Consider the following 18,382-nt stretch of genomic DNA (forward strand, 5'->3'; position numbering starts at 1 on the left):
GACGTACACCCCACTCGTCGGTGCCTGTGTCCCGGTCCGGCTACTCCTGCTTCTTGCGGCGCGTACCGAACACGATTTCGTCCCAGCTCGGGACCGCCGCTCTGCGGCCCGGGCGGACACCGTCCGCCTCGGCCTGGCGGTCCGTCGCCCCGATCAGCCGGTCGCGGTGGCTGCCGACCGTGCGCGGCATGAGAACGTCCGCGTACGCGGATCCGGCCGAGGCCGCGGGGGGCTCCTCCGCCGCGGGTTCCTGGACGGGCTCCTCCGGCTCCTCGGCGGGCCGCTCGGGCACCACCAGGTCGCCGCGGAAGCTCGGCACCGCCTCCAGGAGGCTGGTGAGCGAGTCCCGCTCGCCGGTGCTCTCCTCCGCCGGCTCGGTCGCCTGCGACGGCAGCGCGGGACGGTCCGTCTGCCGGTCCGGGGCGCGGTCGAGCCGGCCTTCGCGCGGCAGACGTGCGATCCGCGGCACGAAGGGGTAGCTCGGCTCGGGCGCCGAGAGGTCGTCGGACTCGCCGATCAGCGCGCGCGCCTCGTCGTCGACGGCCTGGACGAGCCGGCGGGGCGGGTCGTAGGTCCAGGTCGCCGAGTGCGGTTCGCCCGCCACCCGGTAGACCAGGATCACCTCCCAGGTGCCGTCGTCGCGGCGCCAGGAGTCCCACTGGACGGTGTCCTTCTCCGCGCCGCGCAGCAGCAGCCGCTCCTGGACGGCCTCGCCGAGGTGGGGACCGGTGTTCTCACCCGGCCGGCGCACGGGTGTCTTGCGGGCCCGCTCGGCCATGAAGGCACGCTCGGCCAGCACGGGGCCCTCGAAGCGGCGCACGCGGTCGACGGGGATGCCGGCGAGCTGGGCGACCTCCTCCGCGGACGCACCGGCACGTATCCGGGCCTGGATGTCGCGGGGGCGAAGATGGCTCTCCACCTCGATCTCGATCTGGCCGAGGCGGGGACGATCGCCGCGCACGGCGGCGCGGAGCCGTTCGTCGATCGGAAGCGTGTACTCCGTGCTGTCCGCAGCCTTCAGCACCAGCCGTGTGCCGTCATTGGAGACGGCCACGACACGCAGTTCGGGCATGGGGACCTCCCGGGTGGTGCCTGCCGACGTCACGTGCGTCGCTGCTTCCGCTAGTCGAGTGTGGCCTGCCCGGGTGCAGCCTGCCACAACCTTGCCGAGTTGCCCGGCGTGTCGGGCGCGGGCCCTGGATCGCCGTTATGGCACGGTTACCTATTCGCAACGCAAAGTGACCAACTCTGTCACCCTGTGCACTAGCCCCCTCCCGGCGGTCCAGCAAGGCCCCGGACACCCTGGCGGGAGACCGGACCCAGGGCTCGCAACAGTACTCCATTCGGGCCACGCGCGTGGATCGGCACGCCGCCCAAGTTCTGGCAAGGGGTACGAGTTGGCCGTCCGATGCGCCGTTTTCGCTGCCCTCAAACGTGGCGTACTTCATCTGACCGGCAGAAACGGAACGATTCGCTTCGGACGCCGCCGTCTCACTGAGCGTCCCTCAACTCGCGGTGCTCCGGCTGGGCGAAGTCCCCTAGTCCCCCAGTACCCGGCGCAGATAGTCGTTGCCGAAGCGCCGGTCAGGGTCGAGGCGGTCCCTCAGTGCGGTGAACTCGCCGAAGCGCGGGTAGGCCTTGGCCAGGTACTCCGCGTGGCGCGTGTGCACCTTGCCCCAGTGCGGGCGCCCCTCGTGCGCCGTGAAGATGCGTTCGGCGGCGGTGAAGTATGCCTGATAGGGCGTCCCGCGGAACATGTGTACGGCGACGTAGGTGCTGTCCCGGCCGGACGCCGTGGACAGGGTGATGTCGTCGGCCGGGGCGGTGCGGACCTCGACGGGGAAGCTGACGCGCAGGTCCGACCGGTCGACCATGGCCTTCAGTTCGCGCAGCGTCTCCACCAGGGCCTCGCGCGGGACGGCGTACTCCATCTCCACGAACCGCACGCGGCGCGGGGATGTGAAGACCTTGTAGGGGATGTCTGTGTACGTACGGGCCGACAGGGCGCGGCTCGATATCCGGGCGATCGCCGGGATCGTGGCGGGCACGGCCTGGCCGACCCAGTTGGCCACCTGGAAGACGCCGTTGGAGAGGAACTCGTCCTCGAACCAGCCGCTCACCTGCCCGATCGGCCGACGGGGCCCGAGGCTGCGGTTGTTGCGCTTGGTGTTGGTGTTCCCGGTGTGCGGGAACCAGTAGAACTCGAAGTGCTCGTTCTCGGCCCACAGTTCGTCGAACTCGGCGAGAACCTTCTCGAACGGCATCGGCTCTTCGTGGGCGGTGAGCAGGAAGAGGGGCTCCACCGCGAAGGTGATCGCGGTGATGATCCCGAGTGCGCCCAGGCCGATGCGGGCGGCCGCGAAGACGTCCGGGTTCTCCCGCTCCGAACAGGTGAGCACCGAGCCGTCCGCCGTCACCAGTTCGAGCCCCTTGATCTGCGCGGCGATCGAGCCGGAGTCCCGGCCGGTGCCGTGCGTGCCGGTGCTGGTGGCGCCCGAGACGGTCTGCTCCATGATGTCACCCATGTTCGTGAGGGACAGTCCCTCGCGCGCGAGCGCCGTGTTGAGTCTCTTGAGGGGAGTGCCCGCCTCGACGGTGACCGTGCCGGCCGCACGATCGATGCCGCGGATCCCGGTCAGCAGTTGAGGGCGGATCAACACGCCGTCGGTGGCGGCGGTGGCCGTGAAGGAGTGTCCGGTGCCGACGGCCTTCACCCTGAGCCCGTCCTCGGCCGCCTTCCGCACGGCGGCGGAGAGCTCCTCGACCGAGGCGGGGGTGACCGCCCGTACGGGCCGGGCGGTGACGTTCCCCGCCCAGTTGCGCCACGTGCCGTTCGTCCCGCTCACTGTGGTGCTCATGGGACCCTCCCCGCCGCGGATCCGACCTGCCCGGCCGGTGACGCCCGTACGGCCGTTCGACGAGGGCCGTTGTGATCACCGAGGGTGCGACGGACAGGCCCGCAACGAACAGCGCCATGATCGGAGACAGTAAGTTTCCGACCAGTAGGAAGGGGATCATACTCACGGCCTCGGCACATGCGCCCAGCAATCGTCGGCGGTGGGTGGCCGGTCCTCCCGTCGGCGGCGGGTGGCAGGATCGGAGACATGCCCGACGCACTCGACGCCAGCCCGTACGACGCCCTGCTGCTCCTCTCGTTCGGAGGCCCGGAGGGCCCGGACGACGTGGTCCCGTTCCTGGAGAACGTGACCCGGGGACGGGGCATCCCCAAGGAGCGCCTGAAGGAGGTGGGGCAGCACTACTTCCTCTTCGGCGGGGTCAGCCCCATCAACAGCCAGAACCGCGCCCTGCTCGACGCCCTCCGCAAGGACTTCGCCGACCACGGCCTGGACCTGCCCGTCTACTGGGGCAACCGCAACTGGTCGCCCTATGTGACCGACACCCTGCGCGAGATGGTCACCGACGGCCACCGCCGCATCCTGGTCCTGGCCACCAGCGCGTACGCCTCGTACTCCGGCTGCCGTCAGTACCGCGAGGACCTCGCGGGGGCCCTGGCCACCCTGGAGGCCGAGGGCCTCGAGCTGCCGCGGGTCGACAAGTTGCGGCACTACTTCAACCACCCGGGCTTCGTGGAGCCGATGATCGAGGGCGTCCTGAAGTCGCTGGCCGACCTCCCCGAGGACGCCCGGACCGGGGCGCACATCGCCTTCACCACGCACTCCATCCCGACCTCCGCGGCGGACACCTCCGGTCCCGCAGAGGAGCACGGGGACGGCGGGGCGTACGTGCGGCAGCACCTCGACGTCGCGCGGCTGATCGCCGACGCGGTGCGCGAGCGGACCGGCGTCGACCACCCCTGGCAGCTCGTCTACCAGTCGCGCTCGGGCGCCCCGCACATCCCGTGGCTGGAGCCGGACGTCTGCGACCACCTGGAGCAGTTGCACGGCGCCGGGGTCCCGGCGGTCGTGATGGCACCCATCGGGTTCGTCTCGGACCACATGGAGGTGTTGTACGACCTCGACACGGAGGCCACGGCGAAGGCCGGGGAGCTGGGGCTGCCGGTGCGCCGCTCGGCCACCGTGGGCGCCGACCCGCGGTTCGCCGCCGCGATCCGTGACCTGATCGTCGAGCGCGCCGCGACCGAGCGCGGGCAGCAGGTGACCCCCTGCGCCCTCGGCGCCCTGGGTCCGAGCCACAACGTCTGTCCGGTCGGGTGCTGCCCGGCCCGCGCCCCCAAGCCCGCCGCGGCGGGCGCCGACAGCCCGTACGCATGAGGAGCACCGTGACCGAGCAGTCCGAACCGACCGAGCGGCTGAAGGCCGAGCTCCTCGAGATCGCGCTGGAGGCCGCCACGCGCGCGGGCGCCTTCCTGCGCGACGGGCGCCCCGACGACCTCGGAGTGGCCGCCACCAAGTCCAGCGCCATCGACGTGGTCACCGAGATGGACATCGCCGCCGAGAAGCTGATCACCGGGCTGCTCGCCGACCGTCGGCCCGACGACGGCCTGCTCGGCGAGGAGGGTGCCAGCGTCGAGGGCAGCAGCGGTGTCGAGTGGGTGATCGACCCGATCGACGGCACCGTCAACTACCTGTACGGACTGCCCAGTTGGGCGATCTCCATCGCGGTCCGCAAGGACGGGGAGACGCTCGTCGGGGTGGTCCACGCGCCCATGCGGCAGGAGACCTTCCGAGCCGTCCTGGGCGGGGGCGCGTTCCTGAACGACCGCCCCGCGCGCGTGCGCCCCGCGCCCGAGCTGGGCCTCGCCCTGGTGGGCACGGGCTTCGGCTACCTCGCCGAGCGCAAGGCCCGGCAGGCCGAGGTGGTCCGGCGGATGATCCCCGAGGTCCGGGACATCCGCCGGGGCGGCTCCGCCGCGATCGACCTGTGCGACGTGGCGGCGGGCCGCCTGGACGCGTACTACGAGCGCGGCCTGAACCCCTGGGACTACGCGGCGGGCGACCTGATCGCCCGCGAGGCGGGCGCCCGAACCGGCGGCCGCCCCGGGGAGCCGGTCTCCCCGGAACTGACGATCGCGGCCCCACCGCCCCTCTTCGAACACCTCCAGACGCGGCTGGAGGAACTGGGGGCGTGGCACGACTGAGGACCTGACGACCCGCCCCGCGCGTGCGCCTCAGGGCGGCGGCGGTCGGCGCCCGGGGCGCCCGACGCGGGCCGGACCTGGCCCTGGAGGCCAGAGGGACCGCCTCGAGCGCCCCCGTGGGGCCGCCCCGGGCCCTCGCGTCGCGGCAGGCGCCCGTACGCGTGAAGCGGGGCCCCGGCCTGGATCTGCCGGGGCCCCGCCTGCTGCGAGCTGATCAGACGCGCGTCGCCGTGACTTCCACACCGTGCTCGGCGGCAAGGCGGTGCAGGTCGTCGAGCTCCGACTGTTCGACGTCCACGAGGAAGTCGTCGCCGGTTTCGCGGGCCCGCGTCAGGTCGGACTCGGTCGCCCGTATGCGCTGCAGAAGTCCTGCGGTGAATGCGTCCATGCTGCGCCCCCTCGTCCTGGGTCGTGGGTCGGTGGCACGGGGGTGTGCCGTATGGGAAGGGGCGATCACGTCTCCATTGGGTGCCCAGCGCAGCCCTGGCTGGGCGGCGACGGTGCCGGACACCCACGCCCGCTCTGCGGGAAGCGGTGAGCAGCCGACCACGTGGTGGTGTGCCACATGCAGAGCGTGATCGCGGGGTGTAAAGCCGTCCTCCCCCCGCGCCCTTCCGCGGAAACCTCAGCCGCGCGAGAAATTTCCTCATTCCCGGACCTCCGGATCCGCCCCCCGGGGCCGCTTCCCGCCGCCTTACAGCCGGTTTACGGTCGAAAAGGGCAGGATGGAACCCTCAACCCGTGACAGAACCTGCCCGTGGGCTGCCCGCAAACGGGTGACCCGGGTGGACAGAGGAAGGACAAGCGACGTGCGCGTACTCGTCGTCGAGGACGAGCAGCTGCTCGCCGATGCGGTGGCCACCGGACTGCGCCGGGAGGCCATGGCCGTCGACGTCGTGTACGACGGTGCGGCCGCCCTGGAGCGCATCGGCGTCAACGACTACGACGTGGTCGTCCTCGACCGTGACCTCCCGCTCGTGCACGGCGACGACGTCTGCCGCAAGATCGTCGAGCTCGGCATGCCCACCCGCGTGCTGATGCTCACCGCGTCCGGCGACGTCAGCGACCGCGTGGAGGGCCTGGAGATCGGCGCCGACGACTATCTCCCGAAGCCGTTCGCGTTCAGCGAGCTCATCGCGCGCGTGCGTGCCCTCGGCCGGCGTACGAGCGTGCCGCTGCCGCCCGTCCTGGAGCGCGCCGGGATCAAGCTGGACCCCAACCGCCGCGAGGTCTTCCGCGACGGGCGCGAGGTTCAGCTCGCTCCCAAGGAGTTCGCCGTCCTGGAGGTCCTCATGCGCAGCGAGGGCGCCGTCGTCTCGGCCGAGCAGCTGCTGGAGAAGGCCTGGGACGAGAACACCGACCCCTTCACCAACGTCGTACGCGTGACCGTGATGACCCTGCGCCGCAAGCTCGGCGAGCCGCCCGTCATCGTCACCGTGCCCGGTTCCGGATACCGGATCTGATGACCGTGGCCACGACACCCGCACCACCCACGGCACCGCCCAAGCCCACCTGGGACCCCCGCAGGCCGGAACTGCCGTTCCCCTGGCTCCGCCCGACCATCCGCATAAGGCTCACGCTGCTGTACGGCGGCATGTTCCTGATCGCCGGCATCCTGCTGCTGTCGATCATCTACCTGTTCGCGGCGCACGCCCTCAACGTGGGCAGCGAACTCCCCTTCAAGATCCTCTCGGGCCAGGTCGCCAGCGACACCTGCAACCTCCCGCAGCAGCCCTCGGCGAGCGTGCTCAACGACGCCCTGGACGCCTGCGTGAACGAGCAGCGTCAGCACGCCCTGGACAACCTGCTCAGCCAGTCGCTGCTGGCCCTGCTGGGCCTCGCCGTGATCGCCTTCGCCTTCGGGTACGCCATGGCCGGCCGCGTGCTCTCGCCGCTCGGCCGGATCACCCGCACCGCGCGCGCGGTGGCCGGCTCGGACCTGTCCCGCCGTATCGAGCTGGACGGCCCGGACGACGAGCTGAAGGAGCTCGCGGACACCTTCGACGACATGCTGGAGCGGCTGCAGCGCGCGTTCATGGCCCAGCAGCGGTTCGTCGGCAACGCCTCGCACGAGCTGCGCACCCCGCTCGCCATCAACCGCACGCTGCTCGAGGTGCACCTGTCCGACCCCGGGGCGCCCGCCGAACTGCACCAGCTCGGCAAGACGCTCCTCGCCACCAACGAGCGCAGCGAACAGCTCGTGGAGGGGCTGCTGCTGCTCGCCCGCAGCGACAACCAGATCGTCGAGCGCAAGCCCGTCGACCTCGCCGAGGTTGCCTCCCAGGCCATCGACCAGGTGCACGCCGAGGCGGAGGCCAAGGGCGTCGAGATCCGCGGCGAGCGCGCCCCCGTGGTCGTCCAGGGCAACGGCGTCCTGCTGGAGCGGATCGCCCTGAACCTCGCCCAGAACGCGGTGCGCTACAACGTTCCGGAGGGCGGCTGGGTCGAGGTGACCACCCAGGCCCAGCACGGCCAGGCGGTTCTGGTCGTCTCGAACACCGGCCCGGTGGTCCCCGCGTATGAGATCGACAACCTCTTCGAGCCCTTCACACGGCTGCGCACGGAGCGGACGGGCAGCGACAAGGGCGTGGGCCTCGGCCTGTCCATCGCGAGGTCCGTCGCGCGCGCCCACGGCGGCCACATCAGCGCACAGCCGCGCGAAGGGGGTGGGCTTGTGATGCGTGTCACCCTGCCGCTCTGAACAGATGCCGGGACCTCGCCCGACGTTCGCTTTGCGCGGAATTTTCGGGCATGGGTTCTGGTTTCGTCATGTGTGATCGATCACAAGGACATTTTTCCAGCCACCTACTCTCCGTGATGCTGTGAGTGCCCGCAAAGCCGGAATATCCGGGTTTTCCGGTGCCTTGATCACGGGTAGTACGCGGTGAGATGCCTTTGAACTGTGCCACGGAGACCGTGTACGGTCCGCTTCGCCATCCAAGCCGATCACTCTTGAGGAGTCCGGTTGGGTGTCGATTGAGTAACAGACCTTGATGTGAGGCAAAATCTCCGCCTCGAGGCGGGCACAAGTCCGGCCTCTCACGCGTTACGTGCGCTGGAGACACCGCAGACACCCAGAGGGGGAGAGCGAAATGGCAACGGATTACGACACCCCACGCAAGACCGACGACGACGTCGACTCCGACAGCCTTGAAGAGCTGAAGGCCCGGCGGAACGACAAGTCCGCTTCCGCTGTAGACGTCGACGAGTTCGAGGCCGCCGAGGGCCTGGAACTGCCGGGCGCCGACCTCTCCAACGAGGAGTTGGCCGTCCGGGTGCTCCCGAAGCAGCAGGACGAGTTCACCTGCATGAGCTGCTTCCTGGTGCACCACCGCAGCCAGCTGGCCCGGGAGAAGAACGGTCAGCCGATCTGCCGCGACTGCGACTGAGGCAGGGTCGGCCGTGACCGGCTCGACCCCTCCTTGGAAGCGCCGCTTCTCGCGCAGGGGAGCGGAGCAGGAGCCCGACGAGGGCTCCCACGGCGTACATGACGACGAGCGGGGCTCTTCCGGAGAGGGAACAGCCTCGCTCGAACCGCACGCCCCGGCGGCCCCCGTGGGGCCCCTGGTGCCGGCCGATCCTCCGGCACCCGCCGCACGACGCCGTGCGGTCGCCGTCCGCGAGGGAGTCCGTACAGGAGTCCGGGAGGGCGTCCGCAAGGGCGGCAGTGCGGCCAGAGCGGCTCTGGCGTATCTCGCCGACCGGATCATCGACATGGCCCCGCGCATCCCGGTACGGGACCTCGAGACCCTGCGCAGGCAGTTCCCCGGCCTCGGACCCGAGGAAATCGCCGACAAACTCGTGGCGGGCGCGGCAGGGGCGACGGCCACGGTAGGGGCCGGAGTCGGCGCCGCGGCGATGCTGCCGGTACCGCCTGCCATGCCCACCGAGCTGGCCACGGAGATCACCGGCGTCGCGGCGATCGAGCTGAAGCTGATCGCCGAACTGCACGAGGTGTACGGGCTGCGGCCGCCTGGCACCCTTGCTCAGCGCAGCACCCTGTATCTGAGGTCCTGGGCCGGTGAACGCGGGATCGACATGACCAACCCCGCCACGATCGACGCCGCCCTCGGCGGGCGCATGAAGCGGGAACTGCGGCAGCGGATCATGAAGCGGATGGTGCGGGACCTGCCGAACCTGATGCCGTTCATGGTGGGGGCCGCGGTGGGCGCGGTCATGAACCGCCGCGACACCCGGAGGGTCGCGCAGCGGATCCGCAAGGACCTGCGCAGGATGCAGGTGCCGTGGGAGGCGCTGCCGGAACTGCCGCCGCTGGAGAAGCCGCCGGGTCCCTCGCCGCTCGAGGAGTGAGCGGTCCTAGACCGTGCCCCGGCTCTCCGCCCGGGCCGCCTTGATCGCCGCCGCCAGCTTCTCCGGTTCCCTGGTCGACAGGTACAGGTACGGCGTCGGGTCCGCCGGATCCGTGACCTCCACCTTCAGCGCCGTCGGGATGTACGCGCGCAGCAGCATGAAAGCCCTCGTGTCCGCCTTGTACGTGCGCCAGGCGCGGGCCTCCTCCTGGTCCAGCACCTCCGCCTCGCCGAGCGCCGCCACCGGGATCTTCGCCTCGCCCGCGATCAGCGCGTCGCCGACCACGCGGATGCGGGGGGAGCCGTAGGAACTGGCCACGACCGCCGAGGCCGCGGTGCCGCCCACCAGGCCGCCGAGCAGCGGGAGCGTGCCGAACGGCAGCAGCACCAGGGCCATGGCGATGCCGACCAGGAGGCACATCAGCCACCAGGTGCGGGGCGCGGTCAGGCGTTCTTCGTACGGCGACGCGGAGAGCTGCATGGAGCCAAGCTTGGCACGGTGTCCGCGGCACGTTCACGCGCGGGTAAGGTCTGCGCCTGTGAGTGGTACTTCCTCCGGTCTGACGCCCCCCGCCGACGCGGTCGCGCCCGTACGGCACCTCGACGCCCCGGCGCCGGGCGCGCCGCTCGGCGCGCACTACGGACAGTGCTTCGGGTGCGGTGGAGAGCAGCCGCACGGGCTGCGTCTCGAGGCGCGGGCCGGTGACGGGGTGTCCGTCACCGCCGAGTTCACCGTCCGCCCCGCCCACCAGGGCGCGCCCGGCCTCGCCCACGGCGGGGTCCTCGCCACCGCCCTCGACGAGACCCTGGGCTCCCTGAACTGGCTCCTGCGCACCATCGCGGTCACAGGGCGCCTGGAGACCGACTTCGTACGGCCCGTGCCCGTGGGTACCGTGCTGTATCTGGAGGCCGAAGTGACGGCGGTGGCCGGACGGAAGATCTACTCGAGGGCGACCGGGCGGATCGGGGGCCCCGAGGGGCCCGTCGCCGTCCGTGCCGAGGCCCTGTTCATCGAGGTGAAGGTGGACCACTTCACCGAGCACGGCCGCCCCCAGGAGATCTGGGCGGTCATGGACGACCCGGACCAGCTCCGGCGCGTACGAGCCTTCGAGGTGAACCCGTGAGCAGCGAGCCCGTGAACGTGCTGATCCGGCGTGTTGACCCGGAGGTACCGCTTCCGGCGTACGCGCATCCCGGTGACGCGGGAGCCGATCTGCGCACCACCGTCGGCTGCGAACTGGCGCCCGGTGAACGGGCCGTTCTGCCCACCGGGGTGTCTGTGGCGCTGCCCGAGGGGTACGCGGCCTTCGTGCATCCGCGGTCCGGTCTCGCCGCACGCTGCGGTGTCGCCCTCGTCAATGCCCCGGGGACGGTGGATGCCGGGTACCGTGGGGAGATCAAGGTGATCGTGGTGAATCTCGACCCGCGAGAGTCCGTGCGGTTCGAGCGCTTCGACCGGATTGCCCAACTGGTCGTCCAGCAGGTCGAGAGGGTCCGCTTCCAGGAGGTCGCGGAGCTTCCCGACTCCGCGCGGGCCGATGGGGGCTTCGGGTCCACCGGCGGTCATGCCGCCGTGGGCGGCACAACGGGTGGGAATCGATACGCTTCGGTCGTATCCGACCGGGAAGGACAGTGACGTGTTCGGACGTCGCAAGAAGAAGGGTGCCGCCGAGGACGCGGCCGGCGAGGCCGAGCAGGTCGTCGACGGTGTCGACACTGAGGCGGACGACGAGGTCGAGCGCGAGCGCGTGAGGCTGGAGCCCGAGCCCCGGCCCGACGGGCCCTGGGACGTGTCCGAGGTCCGGGAGCCCGGCGAGGGCCGGGTGGACCTGGGCGGGCTGTTCGTGCCCGGCGTCGAGGGCATGGAGCTGCGGGTCGAGGTCGCGGGCGACGCGATCGTCGCGGCGACCGTCGTGCTGCGCGACAGCGCCATCCAGCTCCAGGCTTTCGCCGCGCCCAAGCGCGAGGGCATCTGGGGCGAGGTGCGCAAGGAGATCGCAGGCGGCATCACCCAGCAGGGTGGCATCGTCGACGAGGTCGAGGGGCCACTGGGCTGGGAGCTGCGCGCGCAGGTGCCGGTGCAGCTGCCGGACGGCACGAGCGGGTTCCAGGTCGTGCGGTTCGTCGGCGTGGACGGTCCCCGCTGGTTCCTGCGCGGCGTGATCTCCGGGCAGGGCGCCGTGCAGCCGCAGGCCGCCGGCCTGCTCGAGCAGATCTTCCGCGACACGGTCGTGGTCCGCGGCGAGGGCCCGATGGCACCGCGCGACCCGATCGTCCTGAAGCTGCCGAACGACGCCCAGATGGTGCCCGAGGGCGTCCAGCAGGAGGAAGGCTCCCGCTTCTCGGGCGGCATGGGCCAGCTGCAGCGTGGCCCGGAGATCACCGAGGTCCGCTAGCAGCCGGAGCACTGCCGCCGGGCAGGCACACCACGGGGCCGCATCCCTCGCCGAGGGGCGCGGCCCCACTTGCTTTCCCCCTGCCGGACGCGGTCGGGAAGGGCGTATCAGAGTCGCGTCAAAGATGCCCCGCCCGCCATCCCATGCCCCATATGCCGTGATTATTGGCCGTAAGGTCGACGCAGCGTGCGCAGCTGCGGCGGGAAGACACCGGAAGACAATGGGGCCATGGGACGCGGCAAGCTTCGGATCTACCTCGGTGCGGCACCGGGCGTCGGCAAGACCTACGCCATGCTGTCCGAGGCGCACCGGCGCGTCGAGCGGGGCACGGACTGCGTCGTCGGCTTCGTGGAGCACCACGGCCGGTCCCGTACCGAGGTGATGCTGCACGGACTGGAGCAGGTCCCGCACAGGGAGCTGGAGTACCGCGGAAGCTTCTTCACCGAGATGGACGTCGACGCCGTGTTGCGCCGCGCCCCTGCCGTCGCCCTGGTGGACGAACTCGCCCACACCAATGTCCCCGGCTCCCGCAACGCCAAGCGCTGGCAGGACGTCGAGGAGCTGCTGGCCGCCGGGATCGACGTCGTCTCCACCGTCAACATCCAGCACCTGGAGTCCCTCGGCGACGTCGTCGAGTCGATAACGGGCATACGGCAGCGCGAGACCCTCCCCGACGAGGTGGTGCGCCGCGCCGACCAGATAGAGCTCGTCGACATGTCTCCGCAGGCCCTGCGCCGCCGCATGGCGCACGGCAACATCTACCAGCCCGACAAGATCGACGCCGCCCTGGCGAACTACTTCCGGCCCGGAAACCTGACCGCCCTGCGCGAGCTGGCCCTGCTGTGGGTGGCGGACCGGGTCGACGAATACCTGAACGAGTACCGCAGCCGGCACCAGGTGTCGGCGATCTGGGGCTCCCGCGAGCGGATCGTCGTCGGGCTCACCGGCGGCCCCGAGGGACGGACCCTGATCCGCCGCGCCGCCCGCCTCGCGGAGAAGGGCGCCGGCGGCGAGGTGATGGCCGTCTACATCGCCCGCAGCGACGGGCTCACCTCCGCCTCGCCCAAGGAACTCGCCGTCCAGCGCACCCTGGTCGAGGATCTGGGCGGCACCTTCCACCACGTCGTGGGCGACGACATCCCGGCGGCCCTGCTCGACTTCGCCCGCGGGGTGAACGCCACCCAGATCGTCCTCGGCTCCTCGCGCCGCAAGGCCTGGCAGTACGTCTTCGGGCCCGGCGTCGGTGCCACGGTCGCCCGCGAGTCCGGGCCCGACCTCGACGTGCACATCGTCACCCACGAGGAGGTCGCCAAGGGCCGCGGCCTGCCGGTGGCCCGGGGCGCGCGCCTCGGCCGCACGCGCATCCTCGCCGGCTGGCTGGTCGGCGTCCTCGGCCCGGTCGTCATGGCGCTGCTGCTGAACACCGTCGACCTGGGCCTCGCCAACGACATGCTGCTGTTCCTGGCGCTGACCGTGGCGGCGGCCCTGCTCGGCGGGCTCCTCCCGGCGCTCGCCTCGGCGGCCTTCGGCTCCCTGCTGCTGAACTACTACTACACGCCTCCGCTGCACCGGCTGACGATCGCCGACCCCCGGAACATCGTCGCCATCGCGATCTTCGTCGCGGTCGCGGTGTCGGTGGCCTCGGTGGTGGACCTCGCCGCCCGGCGCACCCACCAGGCGGCCAGGCTGCGCGCCGAGTCCGAGATCCTCTCCTTCCTCGCGGGCAGCGTGCTGCGCGGCGAGACCAGCCTGGAGGCACTGCTGGAGCGGGTGCGGGAGACCTTCGGCATGGAGTCCGCCGCGCTGCTGGAGCGTGAGAGCGAGGTCGCGCCCTGGACCTGCGCGGGCAGCGTCGGCCCCGGCGCCCCGGTCGGGCGGCCGGAGGACGCGGACGTGGACGTGCCCGCCGGGGACCACATGGCGCTCGCGTTGTCCGGGCGCGTCCTGCCCGCCTCCGACCGCCGGGTGCTGGCCGCCTTCGCCGCGCAGGCCGCGGTGGTCCTGGACCGGCAGCGTCTGCAGAAGGAGGCCGAACAGGCCCGCACCCTCGCCGAGGGCAACCGCATCCGCACCGCCCTGCTGGCCGCCGTCAGCCATGACCTGCGCACGCCGCTCGCGGGCATCAAGGCGTCGGTGACCTCCCTCAGGTCGGACGACGTGGAGTGGTCCGACGAGGACCGCGCCGAGCTGCTGGCGGCGATCGAGGAGGGCGCCGACCGCCTCGACCACCTGGTCGGCAACCTGCTCGACATGTCCCGCCTCCGGACCGGCACCGTCACCCCGCTGATCCGGGAGATCGACGTCGACGAGGTGGTCCCGATGGCGCTCGGCGGGGTGCCGGAGGACAGCGTCGAACTCGACATCCCCGAGACGTTGCCGATGGTCGCCGTGGACGCCGGACTGCTGGAGCGCACGGTGGCCAACCTCGTCGAGAACGCGGTCAAGTACAGCCCCCTCGGCTCATCCGTCCTGGTCGCCGCCAGCGCCCTCGCCGACCGGGTGGAGGTGCGCGTCGTCGACCGCGGCCCGGGCGTCCCCGACGAGGCGAAGGAACGCATCTTCGAGCCCTTCCAGCGCTACGGCGACGCCCCCCGCGGCGCCGGCGTCGGCCTCGGCCTCGCGGTGGCCCGCGGCTTCGCCGAGGCCATGGGCGGCACCCTGAGTGCGGAGGACACCCCCGGCGGAGGGCTCACGATGGTCCTCACCCTGCGGGCCGTGAACGGCGCCCACCACCCCATACGAGTCGCCGAACCAGAAAGGCAGACCACATGACCCGGGTGCTCGTGGTCGATGACGAGCCGCAGATCGTGCGCGCCCTCGTGATCAACCTGAAGGCGCGCAAGTACGACGTCGACGCGGCCACCGACGGCGCGACCGCGCTCCAGCTCGCCGCCGCCCGCCACCCCGACGTCGTGGTGCTGGACCTCGGGCTGCCCGACCTGGACGGCGTCGAGGTGATCAAGGGGCTGCGCGGCTGGACCCGGGTGCCGATCATCGTCCTGTCCGCCCGCCACTCCTCCGACGAGAAGGTCCAGGCGCTGGACGCGGGCGCGGACGACTACGTCACCAAGCCGTTCGGCATGGACGAGCTGCTCGCCCGCCTGCGCGCCGCCGTCCGCCGCGCGGAGCCGAACGGGGGCGGCGAGGACGACGTCGTCGTGGAGACCGAGGGCTTCACCGTCGACCTGGCCGCGAAGAAGGTCAACCGGGCCGGGAAGGACGTACGCCTCACCCCCACGGAGTGGCACCTGCTGGAGGTGCTGGTCCGCAACACCGGCCGCCTGGTCAGCCAGAAACAGCTGCTGCAGGAGGTGTGGGGGCCGTCGTACGGGACGGAGACGAACTACCTGCGGGTGTACATGGCCCAGCTGAGGCGGAAGCTGGAGACGGACCCGTCGCATCCCCAGCACTTCATCACGGAGCCGGGGATGGGGTACCGGTTCGAGAAGTGAGCGGGGAGTCCGGCCGGGGGTCCGGGGGGTGTCCCCCGGGGGATGCAGTATCACGGAGCCGGGGATGGGGTGCCGGTTCGAGAAGTGAGCCGGGAGTCCGGCCGGGGCTGCGAGAAGTGAGCCGCAGGGCGGGCCGGGTCGCCGGTGCGTCCGTGTCGGTGCCCCCCGGTACGCTTTCTGTATGAGCGCTGTTCCTCGTTCCGAGAAGCCGGTGGGCCGCCTCCGGCGCATGCTGGACCGGCTCTCCTCGTCGCAGGAGGACCTGGAGTCCGAGGAACTGCGGGAGGACGCCGAGACCGCGGGCTGTACGCGGATCGGCGACTGCCACGACCGACAGATCGTCACGGTTACTGGTACCTTGCGCACGGTCACGCTGCGCCCGCGGGCCGGTGTCCCGGCGCTGGAGGCCGAGCTGTTCGACGGTTCGGCCGCGCTGGACGTGGTGTGGCTCGGCAGGCGCTCGATCGTCGGGATAGAGCCGGGACGCAAGCTGATCGCGTCCGGCCGGATCTCGATGAGCCGGGGCCGCAGAGTGCTGTTCAACCCCAAGTACGAACTCAGACCGCTCGGACGGGAGTAGCCGGTGACGTCACTCGAGAAGCCGACCGAAGGCGCCCAGCAGGATTCGCGGGCGGTGACCGAGGCCGCGCTCTTCGAGGCGTTCGGCGGGGTCCGCGGCATGGTCGAGACCGTGGTGCCCGGCCTGTTCTTCGTCACGATCTTCACCATCAACAAGAACCTGCACTGGTCGGCGATCGTCGCGCTCGCGGTGTCCCTGCTGCTGGTGGTGGTCCGCCTCGCCATGCGGGACACCGTGAAGCACGCGTTCAGCGGTGTCTTCGGCGTGGCGTTCGGCGTGGTCTTCGCGATGATGACCGGCAACGCGAAGGACTTCTACCTGCCGGGCATGCTCTACACGCTGGGCCTCGGCCTCGCGTACATCATCACCACGCTCGCCGGGGTCCCGCTGATCGGCCTGATCCTCGGCCCGGTCTTCAAGGAGAACCTCTCCTGGCGCACGCGCAACCCGGGCCGTAAGAAGGCCTACGCCAAGGCCAGCTGGGCCTGGGGGCTGATCCTGCTCGGCAAGTGCGCGATCCTGTTCCCGCTGTACTGGTGGGCGAACACCGCCCAACTGGGCTGGGTCCTGATCGCGTTGAAGATCCCGCCGTTCCTGCTCGCCGTGTGGCTGACGTGGGTGTTCCTGGCGAAGGCGCCCGCGCCGATCGACGTGTTCGCGGAGATGGAGGCGGAAGAGGCTGCCGCCAAGAGCGAAGGGGCCGGGCGGCACCGTCGGGAGGCTTAGTCCCCCGGTGGTGGGGTGGCCGTCCGGGGGCTGCCGCCCCCAGACCTCCGCTTCGGCCTGAACGGCCTCGTCCTCAGTCTCCCCCAAGCCCTTCGAGCAGGGGGTACCCCCAGACGGGCCGGCTGTCGTCGGCCTCGGCTGTCGGGTGGCCCCACTCGAGGGGGCCGCTGCCCCAGGGTGCGCCGCCCGGGGCGCGCCCGGTCATGCCAGGCGCACCCGAAGCCCGCACCCTCGCGGCCTAGCCCGCCGCGTCCTCCCTGCGCACCGACAGCAGCTCCTCCAGCTGACCCTCGCGTGCCTGGGCCGCCACGAAGAGCAGCTCGTCGCCCGCTTCCAGGGAGTCCTCCTGGGACGGGGTGAGGACCCGGGTGCCGCGGATGATCGTCACCAGGGACGTGTCCTCGGGCCACTGCACATCGCCCACCTGCGTACCCGCCAGGGCTGACTCGGGCGGCAGGGTCAGCTCGACCAGGTTCGCGTCGCCGTGGCTGAAGCGGAGCAGACGGACCAGGTCGCCGACGCTCACCGCCTCCTCCACCAGCGCCGACATCAGACGCGGGGTGGACACGGCCACGTCCACGCCCCACGCCTCGTTGAACAGCCACTCGTTCTTCGGGTTGTTGACCCGGGCGACGACGCGCGGGACGCCGTACTCCGTCTTCGCCAGCAGCGACACGACCAGGTTCACCTTGTCGTCACCCGTCGCGGCGATCACCACGTTGCAGCGCTGGAGCGCCGCCTCGTCCAGGGACGTGATCTCACAGGCGTCGGCCAGCAGCCACTCCGCCTGCGGGACGCGCTCGACCGAGATCGCGGTCGGCGCCTTGTCGATGAGAAGGACCTCGTGGCCGTTCTCCAGCAGTTCGCCCGCGATCGAGCGACCGACCGCGCCGGCACCGGCAATGGCGACCCTCATCAGTGACCGCTCTCCTCTTCAGGGCCCTCGGCGAACGCCGCCTCGACCTTCTCGACGTCGTGCGTCCGCATCATCACGTGCACGAGGTCGCCCTCCTGCAGAACCGTCTGCGAGGAGGGCAGCATCGCCTCGCCCAGCCGGGTGAGGAACGCCACCCGGACGCTGGTCTCCTCCTGAAGCTTGCTGATCTTGTGGCCGACCCACTTCGGCGACGCGTGCACCTCGGCGAGCTGGACCCCGCCGGTGGGGTCGCGCCACAGCGGCTCCGCACCGGACGGCAGCAGACGCCGCAGCATCTGGTCCGCCGTCCAGCGGACCGTGGCGACGGTCGGGATGCCGAGCCGCTGGTAGACCTCGGCGCGGCGGGGGTCGTAGATCCGGGCCGCGACGTTCTCGATGCCGAACATCTCGCGGGCGACCCGCGCCGCGATGATGTTCGAGTTGTCGCCGCTCGAGACGGCGGCGAAGGCACCGGCCTCCTCGATGCCCGCCTCGCGCAGGGTGTCCTGGTCGAAGCCGACGCCGGTGACACGACGGCCGCCGAACCCGGAGCCCAGTCGTCGGAAGGCGGTGGGGTCCTGGTCGATCACGGCGACCGTGTGCCCCTGTTGCTCCAGGGTCTGGGCCAGAGCGGAACCCACTCTTCCGCAGCCCATGATGACGATGTGCACGACCGTCCTTCCGATGTCAATGGTTACGACTCAGTCCAAACAGGTTCTCAGACCGCCGCCCAAGCTACACACGCGCGGTCCGTACAGGGGACCCCCGTGCACCATGCCGGCCCCGTCGTGCGGGCCCCCTCCGGGTCGGCGCCCGAAGGGGTTTTGTCATAGAGGCGTGCCGACTCCTCACCTGCGGAATCCGCAGCGCGCCCCCACACGTATTTCACTCGTGAGGCAGATCTCCTCCGGCGGGTGGAGGGGCACCCGAACGACCCCTTACG

General features: G+C 71.2%; 19 protein-coding genes and 1 pseudogene. 13 read left to right on the plus strand and 7 right to left on the minus strand.

Features of this window, described 5'->3' with window-relative positions; translation table 11 throughout:
- Positions 1-40 precede the first annotated feature (40 nt).
- The 3 genes and pseudogenes from sepH to AB0N14_RS26200 all read right to left on the minus strand — a co-directional run.
- Positions 41-1,072, minus strand: coding sequence for a septation protein SepH (gene sepH / locus AB0N14_RS26190; protein WP_366028149.1), 1,032 nt, complete (start codon positions 1,070-1,072; stop codon positions 41-43).
- A 466-nt stretch (positions 1,073-1,538) separates the two neighbouring features.
- The gene (locus AB0N14_RS26195; RefSeq protein ID WP_366028150.1) at positions 1,539-2,858 is read right to left on the minus strand and encodes a D-arabinono-1,4-lactone oxidase; all 1,320 of its coding nucleotides are present in this window, start codon (positions 2,856-2,858) and stop codon (positions 1,539-1,541) included.
- Positions 2,821-3,057, minus strand: a pseudogene (locus AB0N14_RS26200) (hypothetical protein); the annotation flags it as partial. The gene AB0N14_RS26195 and the pseudogene AB0N14_RS26200, both read right to left, overlap by 38 nt.
- A gap of 47 nt (positions 3,058-3,104) precedes the next feature.
- Here AB0N14_RS26200 and AB0N14_RS26205 point away from each other — a divergent pair.
- Together AB0N14_RS26205 and AB0N14_RS26210 are read left to right on the plus strand one after the other, a co-directional pair.
- Positions 3,105-4,232, plus strand: coding sequence for a ferrochelatase (locus tag AB0N14_RS26205; protein WP_366028151.1), 1,128 nt, complete (start codon positions 3,105-3,107; stop codon positions 4,230-4,232).
- Positions 4,229-5,059 (plus strand): inositol monophosphatase family protein, encoded by an 831-nt coding sequence (locus tag AB0N14_RS26210; RefSeq protein WP_366028152.1) that lies wholly within the window; start codon positions 4,229-4,231, stop codon positions 5,057-5,059. Before AB0N14_RS26205 ends, AB0N14_RS26210 begins: the two co-directional genes overlap by 4 nt.
- Before the next feature lie 214 nt (positions 5,060-5,273).
- On the opposite strand, the gene AB0N14_RS26215 is transcribed toward AB0N14_RS26210, so the two are convergent.
- A complete protein-coding gene (locus AB0N14_RS26215) occupies positions 5,274-5,447 on the minus strand; it encodes a hypothetical protein (protein WP_200418481.1) in 174 nt (57 codons plus the stop codon).
- Between the two features lie 421 nt (positions 5,448-5,868).
- Between AB0N14_RS26215 and AB0N14_RS26220 the strand changes: the two genes are divergently transcribed.
- The 4 genes from AB0N14_RS26220 (at position 5,869) to AB0N14_RS26235 (ending at position 9,370) form a co-directional block, all read left to right on the plus strand.
- Complete coding sequence (locus tag AB0N14_RS26220; RefSeq protein WP_010353034.1) at positions 5,869-6,522, plus strand: response regulator transcription factor; 654 nt, start codon at positions 5,869-5,871, stop codon at positions 6,520-6,522.
- Positions 6,523-6,527: 5 nt separating this feature from the next.
- Positions 6,528-7,760, plus strand: coding sequence for a HAMP domain-containing sensor histidine kinase (locus AB0N14_RS26225; protein WP_366028176.1), 1,233 nt, complete (start codon positions 6,528-6,530; stop codon positions 7,758-7,760).
- Positions 7,761-8,151: 391 nt separating this feature from the next.
- Entirely contained in the window at positions 8,152-8,448 is a 297-nt protein-coding gene (locus AB0N14_RS26230) for a DUF4193 domain-containing protein (protein ID WP_003993510.1), read from the plus strand.
- A 13-nt stretch (positions 8,449-8,461) separates the two neighbouring features.
- Entirely contained in the window at positions 8,462-9,370 is a 909-nt protein-coding gene (locus AB0N14_RS26235) for a hypothetical protein (protein ID WP_366028153.1), read from the plus strand.
- A 6-nt stretch (positions 9,371-9,376) separates the two neighbouring features.
- Here AB0N14_RS26235 and AB0N14_RS26240 read toward each other — a convergent pair whose 3' ends face one another.
- Entirely contained in the window at positions 9,377-9,850 is a 474-nt protein-coding gene (locus tag AB0N14_RS26240; protein ID WP_366028154.1) for a DUF3093 domain-containing protein, read from the minus strand.
- 58 nt (positions 9,851-9,908) lie between these two features.
- Between AB0N14_RS26240 and AB0N14_RS26245 the strand changes: the two genes are divergently transcribed.
- The 7 genes from AB0N14_RS26245 (at position 9,909) to AB0N14_RS26275 (ending at position 16,523) form a co-directional block, all read left to right on the plus strand.
- Positions 9,909-10,493: a PaaI family thioesterase gene (locus AB0N14_RS26245; RefSeq protein WP_366028155.1), complete on the plus strand. Its 585-nt coding sequence runs from the start codon at positions 9,909-9,911 to the stop codon at positions 10,491-10,493.
- Positions 10,490-11,005 carry a dUTP diphosphatase gene (gene dut / locus AB0N14_RS26250; RefSeq protein WP_366028156.1) on the plus strand — a complete coding sequence of 172 codons (516 nt, stop codon included), beginning with the start codon at positions 10,490-10,492 and terminating at the stop codon, positions 11,003-11,005. The genes AB0N14_RS26245 and dut overlap by 4 nt, the downstream gene beginning before the upstream one ends.
- Position 11,006: 1 nt before the next feature.
- Positions 11,007-11,765, plus strand: a complete 759-nt coding sequence (locus tag AB0N14_RS26255; RefSeq protein WP_366028157.1) for a DUF3710 domain-containing protein — start codon at positions 11,007-11,009, stop codon at positions 11,763-11,765.
- 228 nt (positions 11,766-11,993) lie between these two features.
- Positions 11,994-14,537: an ATP-binding protein gene (locus AB0N14_RS26260; RefSeq protein ID WP_366028158.1), complete on the plus strand. Its 2,544-nt coding sequence runs from the start codon at positions 11,994-11,996 to the stop codon at positions 14,535-14,537.
- Entirely contained in the window at positions 14,534-15,217 is a 684-nt protein-coding gene (locus AB0N14_RS26265) for a response regulator (RefSeq protein ID WP_366028159.1), read from the plus strand. Before AB0N14_RS26260 ends, AB0N14_RS26265 begins: the two co-directional genes overlap by 4 nt.
- Before the next feature lie 181 nt (positions 15,218-15,398).
- Entirely contained in the window at positions 15,399-15,797 is a 399-nt protein-coding gene (locus AB0N14_RS26270) for an OB-fold nucleic acid binding domain-containing protein (RefSeq protein ID WP_200418474.1), read from the plus strand.
- Between the two features lie 3 nt (positions 15,798-15,800).
- Entirely contained in the window at positions 15,801-16,523 is a 723-nt protein-coding gene (locus tag AB0N14_RS26275) for a DUF3159 domain-containing protein (protein WP_366028160.1), read from the plus strand.
- 238 nt (positions 16,524-16,761) lie between these two features.
- On the opposite strand, the gene AB0N14_RS26280 is transcribed toward AB0N14_RS26275, so the two are convergent.
- Together AB0N14_RS26280 and AB0N14_RS26285 are read right to left on the minus strand one after the other, a co-directional pair.
- Positions 16,762-17,439, minus strand: coding sequence for a TrkA family potassium uptake protein (locus AB0N14_RS26280; RefSeq protein ID WP_103839170.1), 678 nt, complete (start codon positions 17,437-17,439; stop codon positions 16,762-16,764).
- A complete protein-coding gene (locus AB0N14_RS26285; RefSeq protein WP_366028161.1) occupies positions 17,439-18,110 on the minus strand; it encodes a TrkA family potassium uptake protein in 672 nt (223 codons plus the stop codon). The genes AB0N14_RS26280 and AB0N14_RS26285 overlap by 1 nt, the downstream gene beginning before the upstream one ends.
- Positions 18,111-18,382 lie beyond the last annotated feature (272 nt).

The sequence above is a fragment of the Streptomyces sp. NPDC051104 genome, assembly GCF_040682835.1.
In the GTDB taxonomy this organism is placed as follows: Bacteria; Actinomycetota; Actinomycetes; order Streptomycetales; family Streptomycetaceae; genus Streptomyces; species Streptomyces cynarae.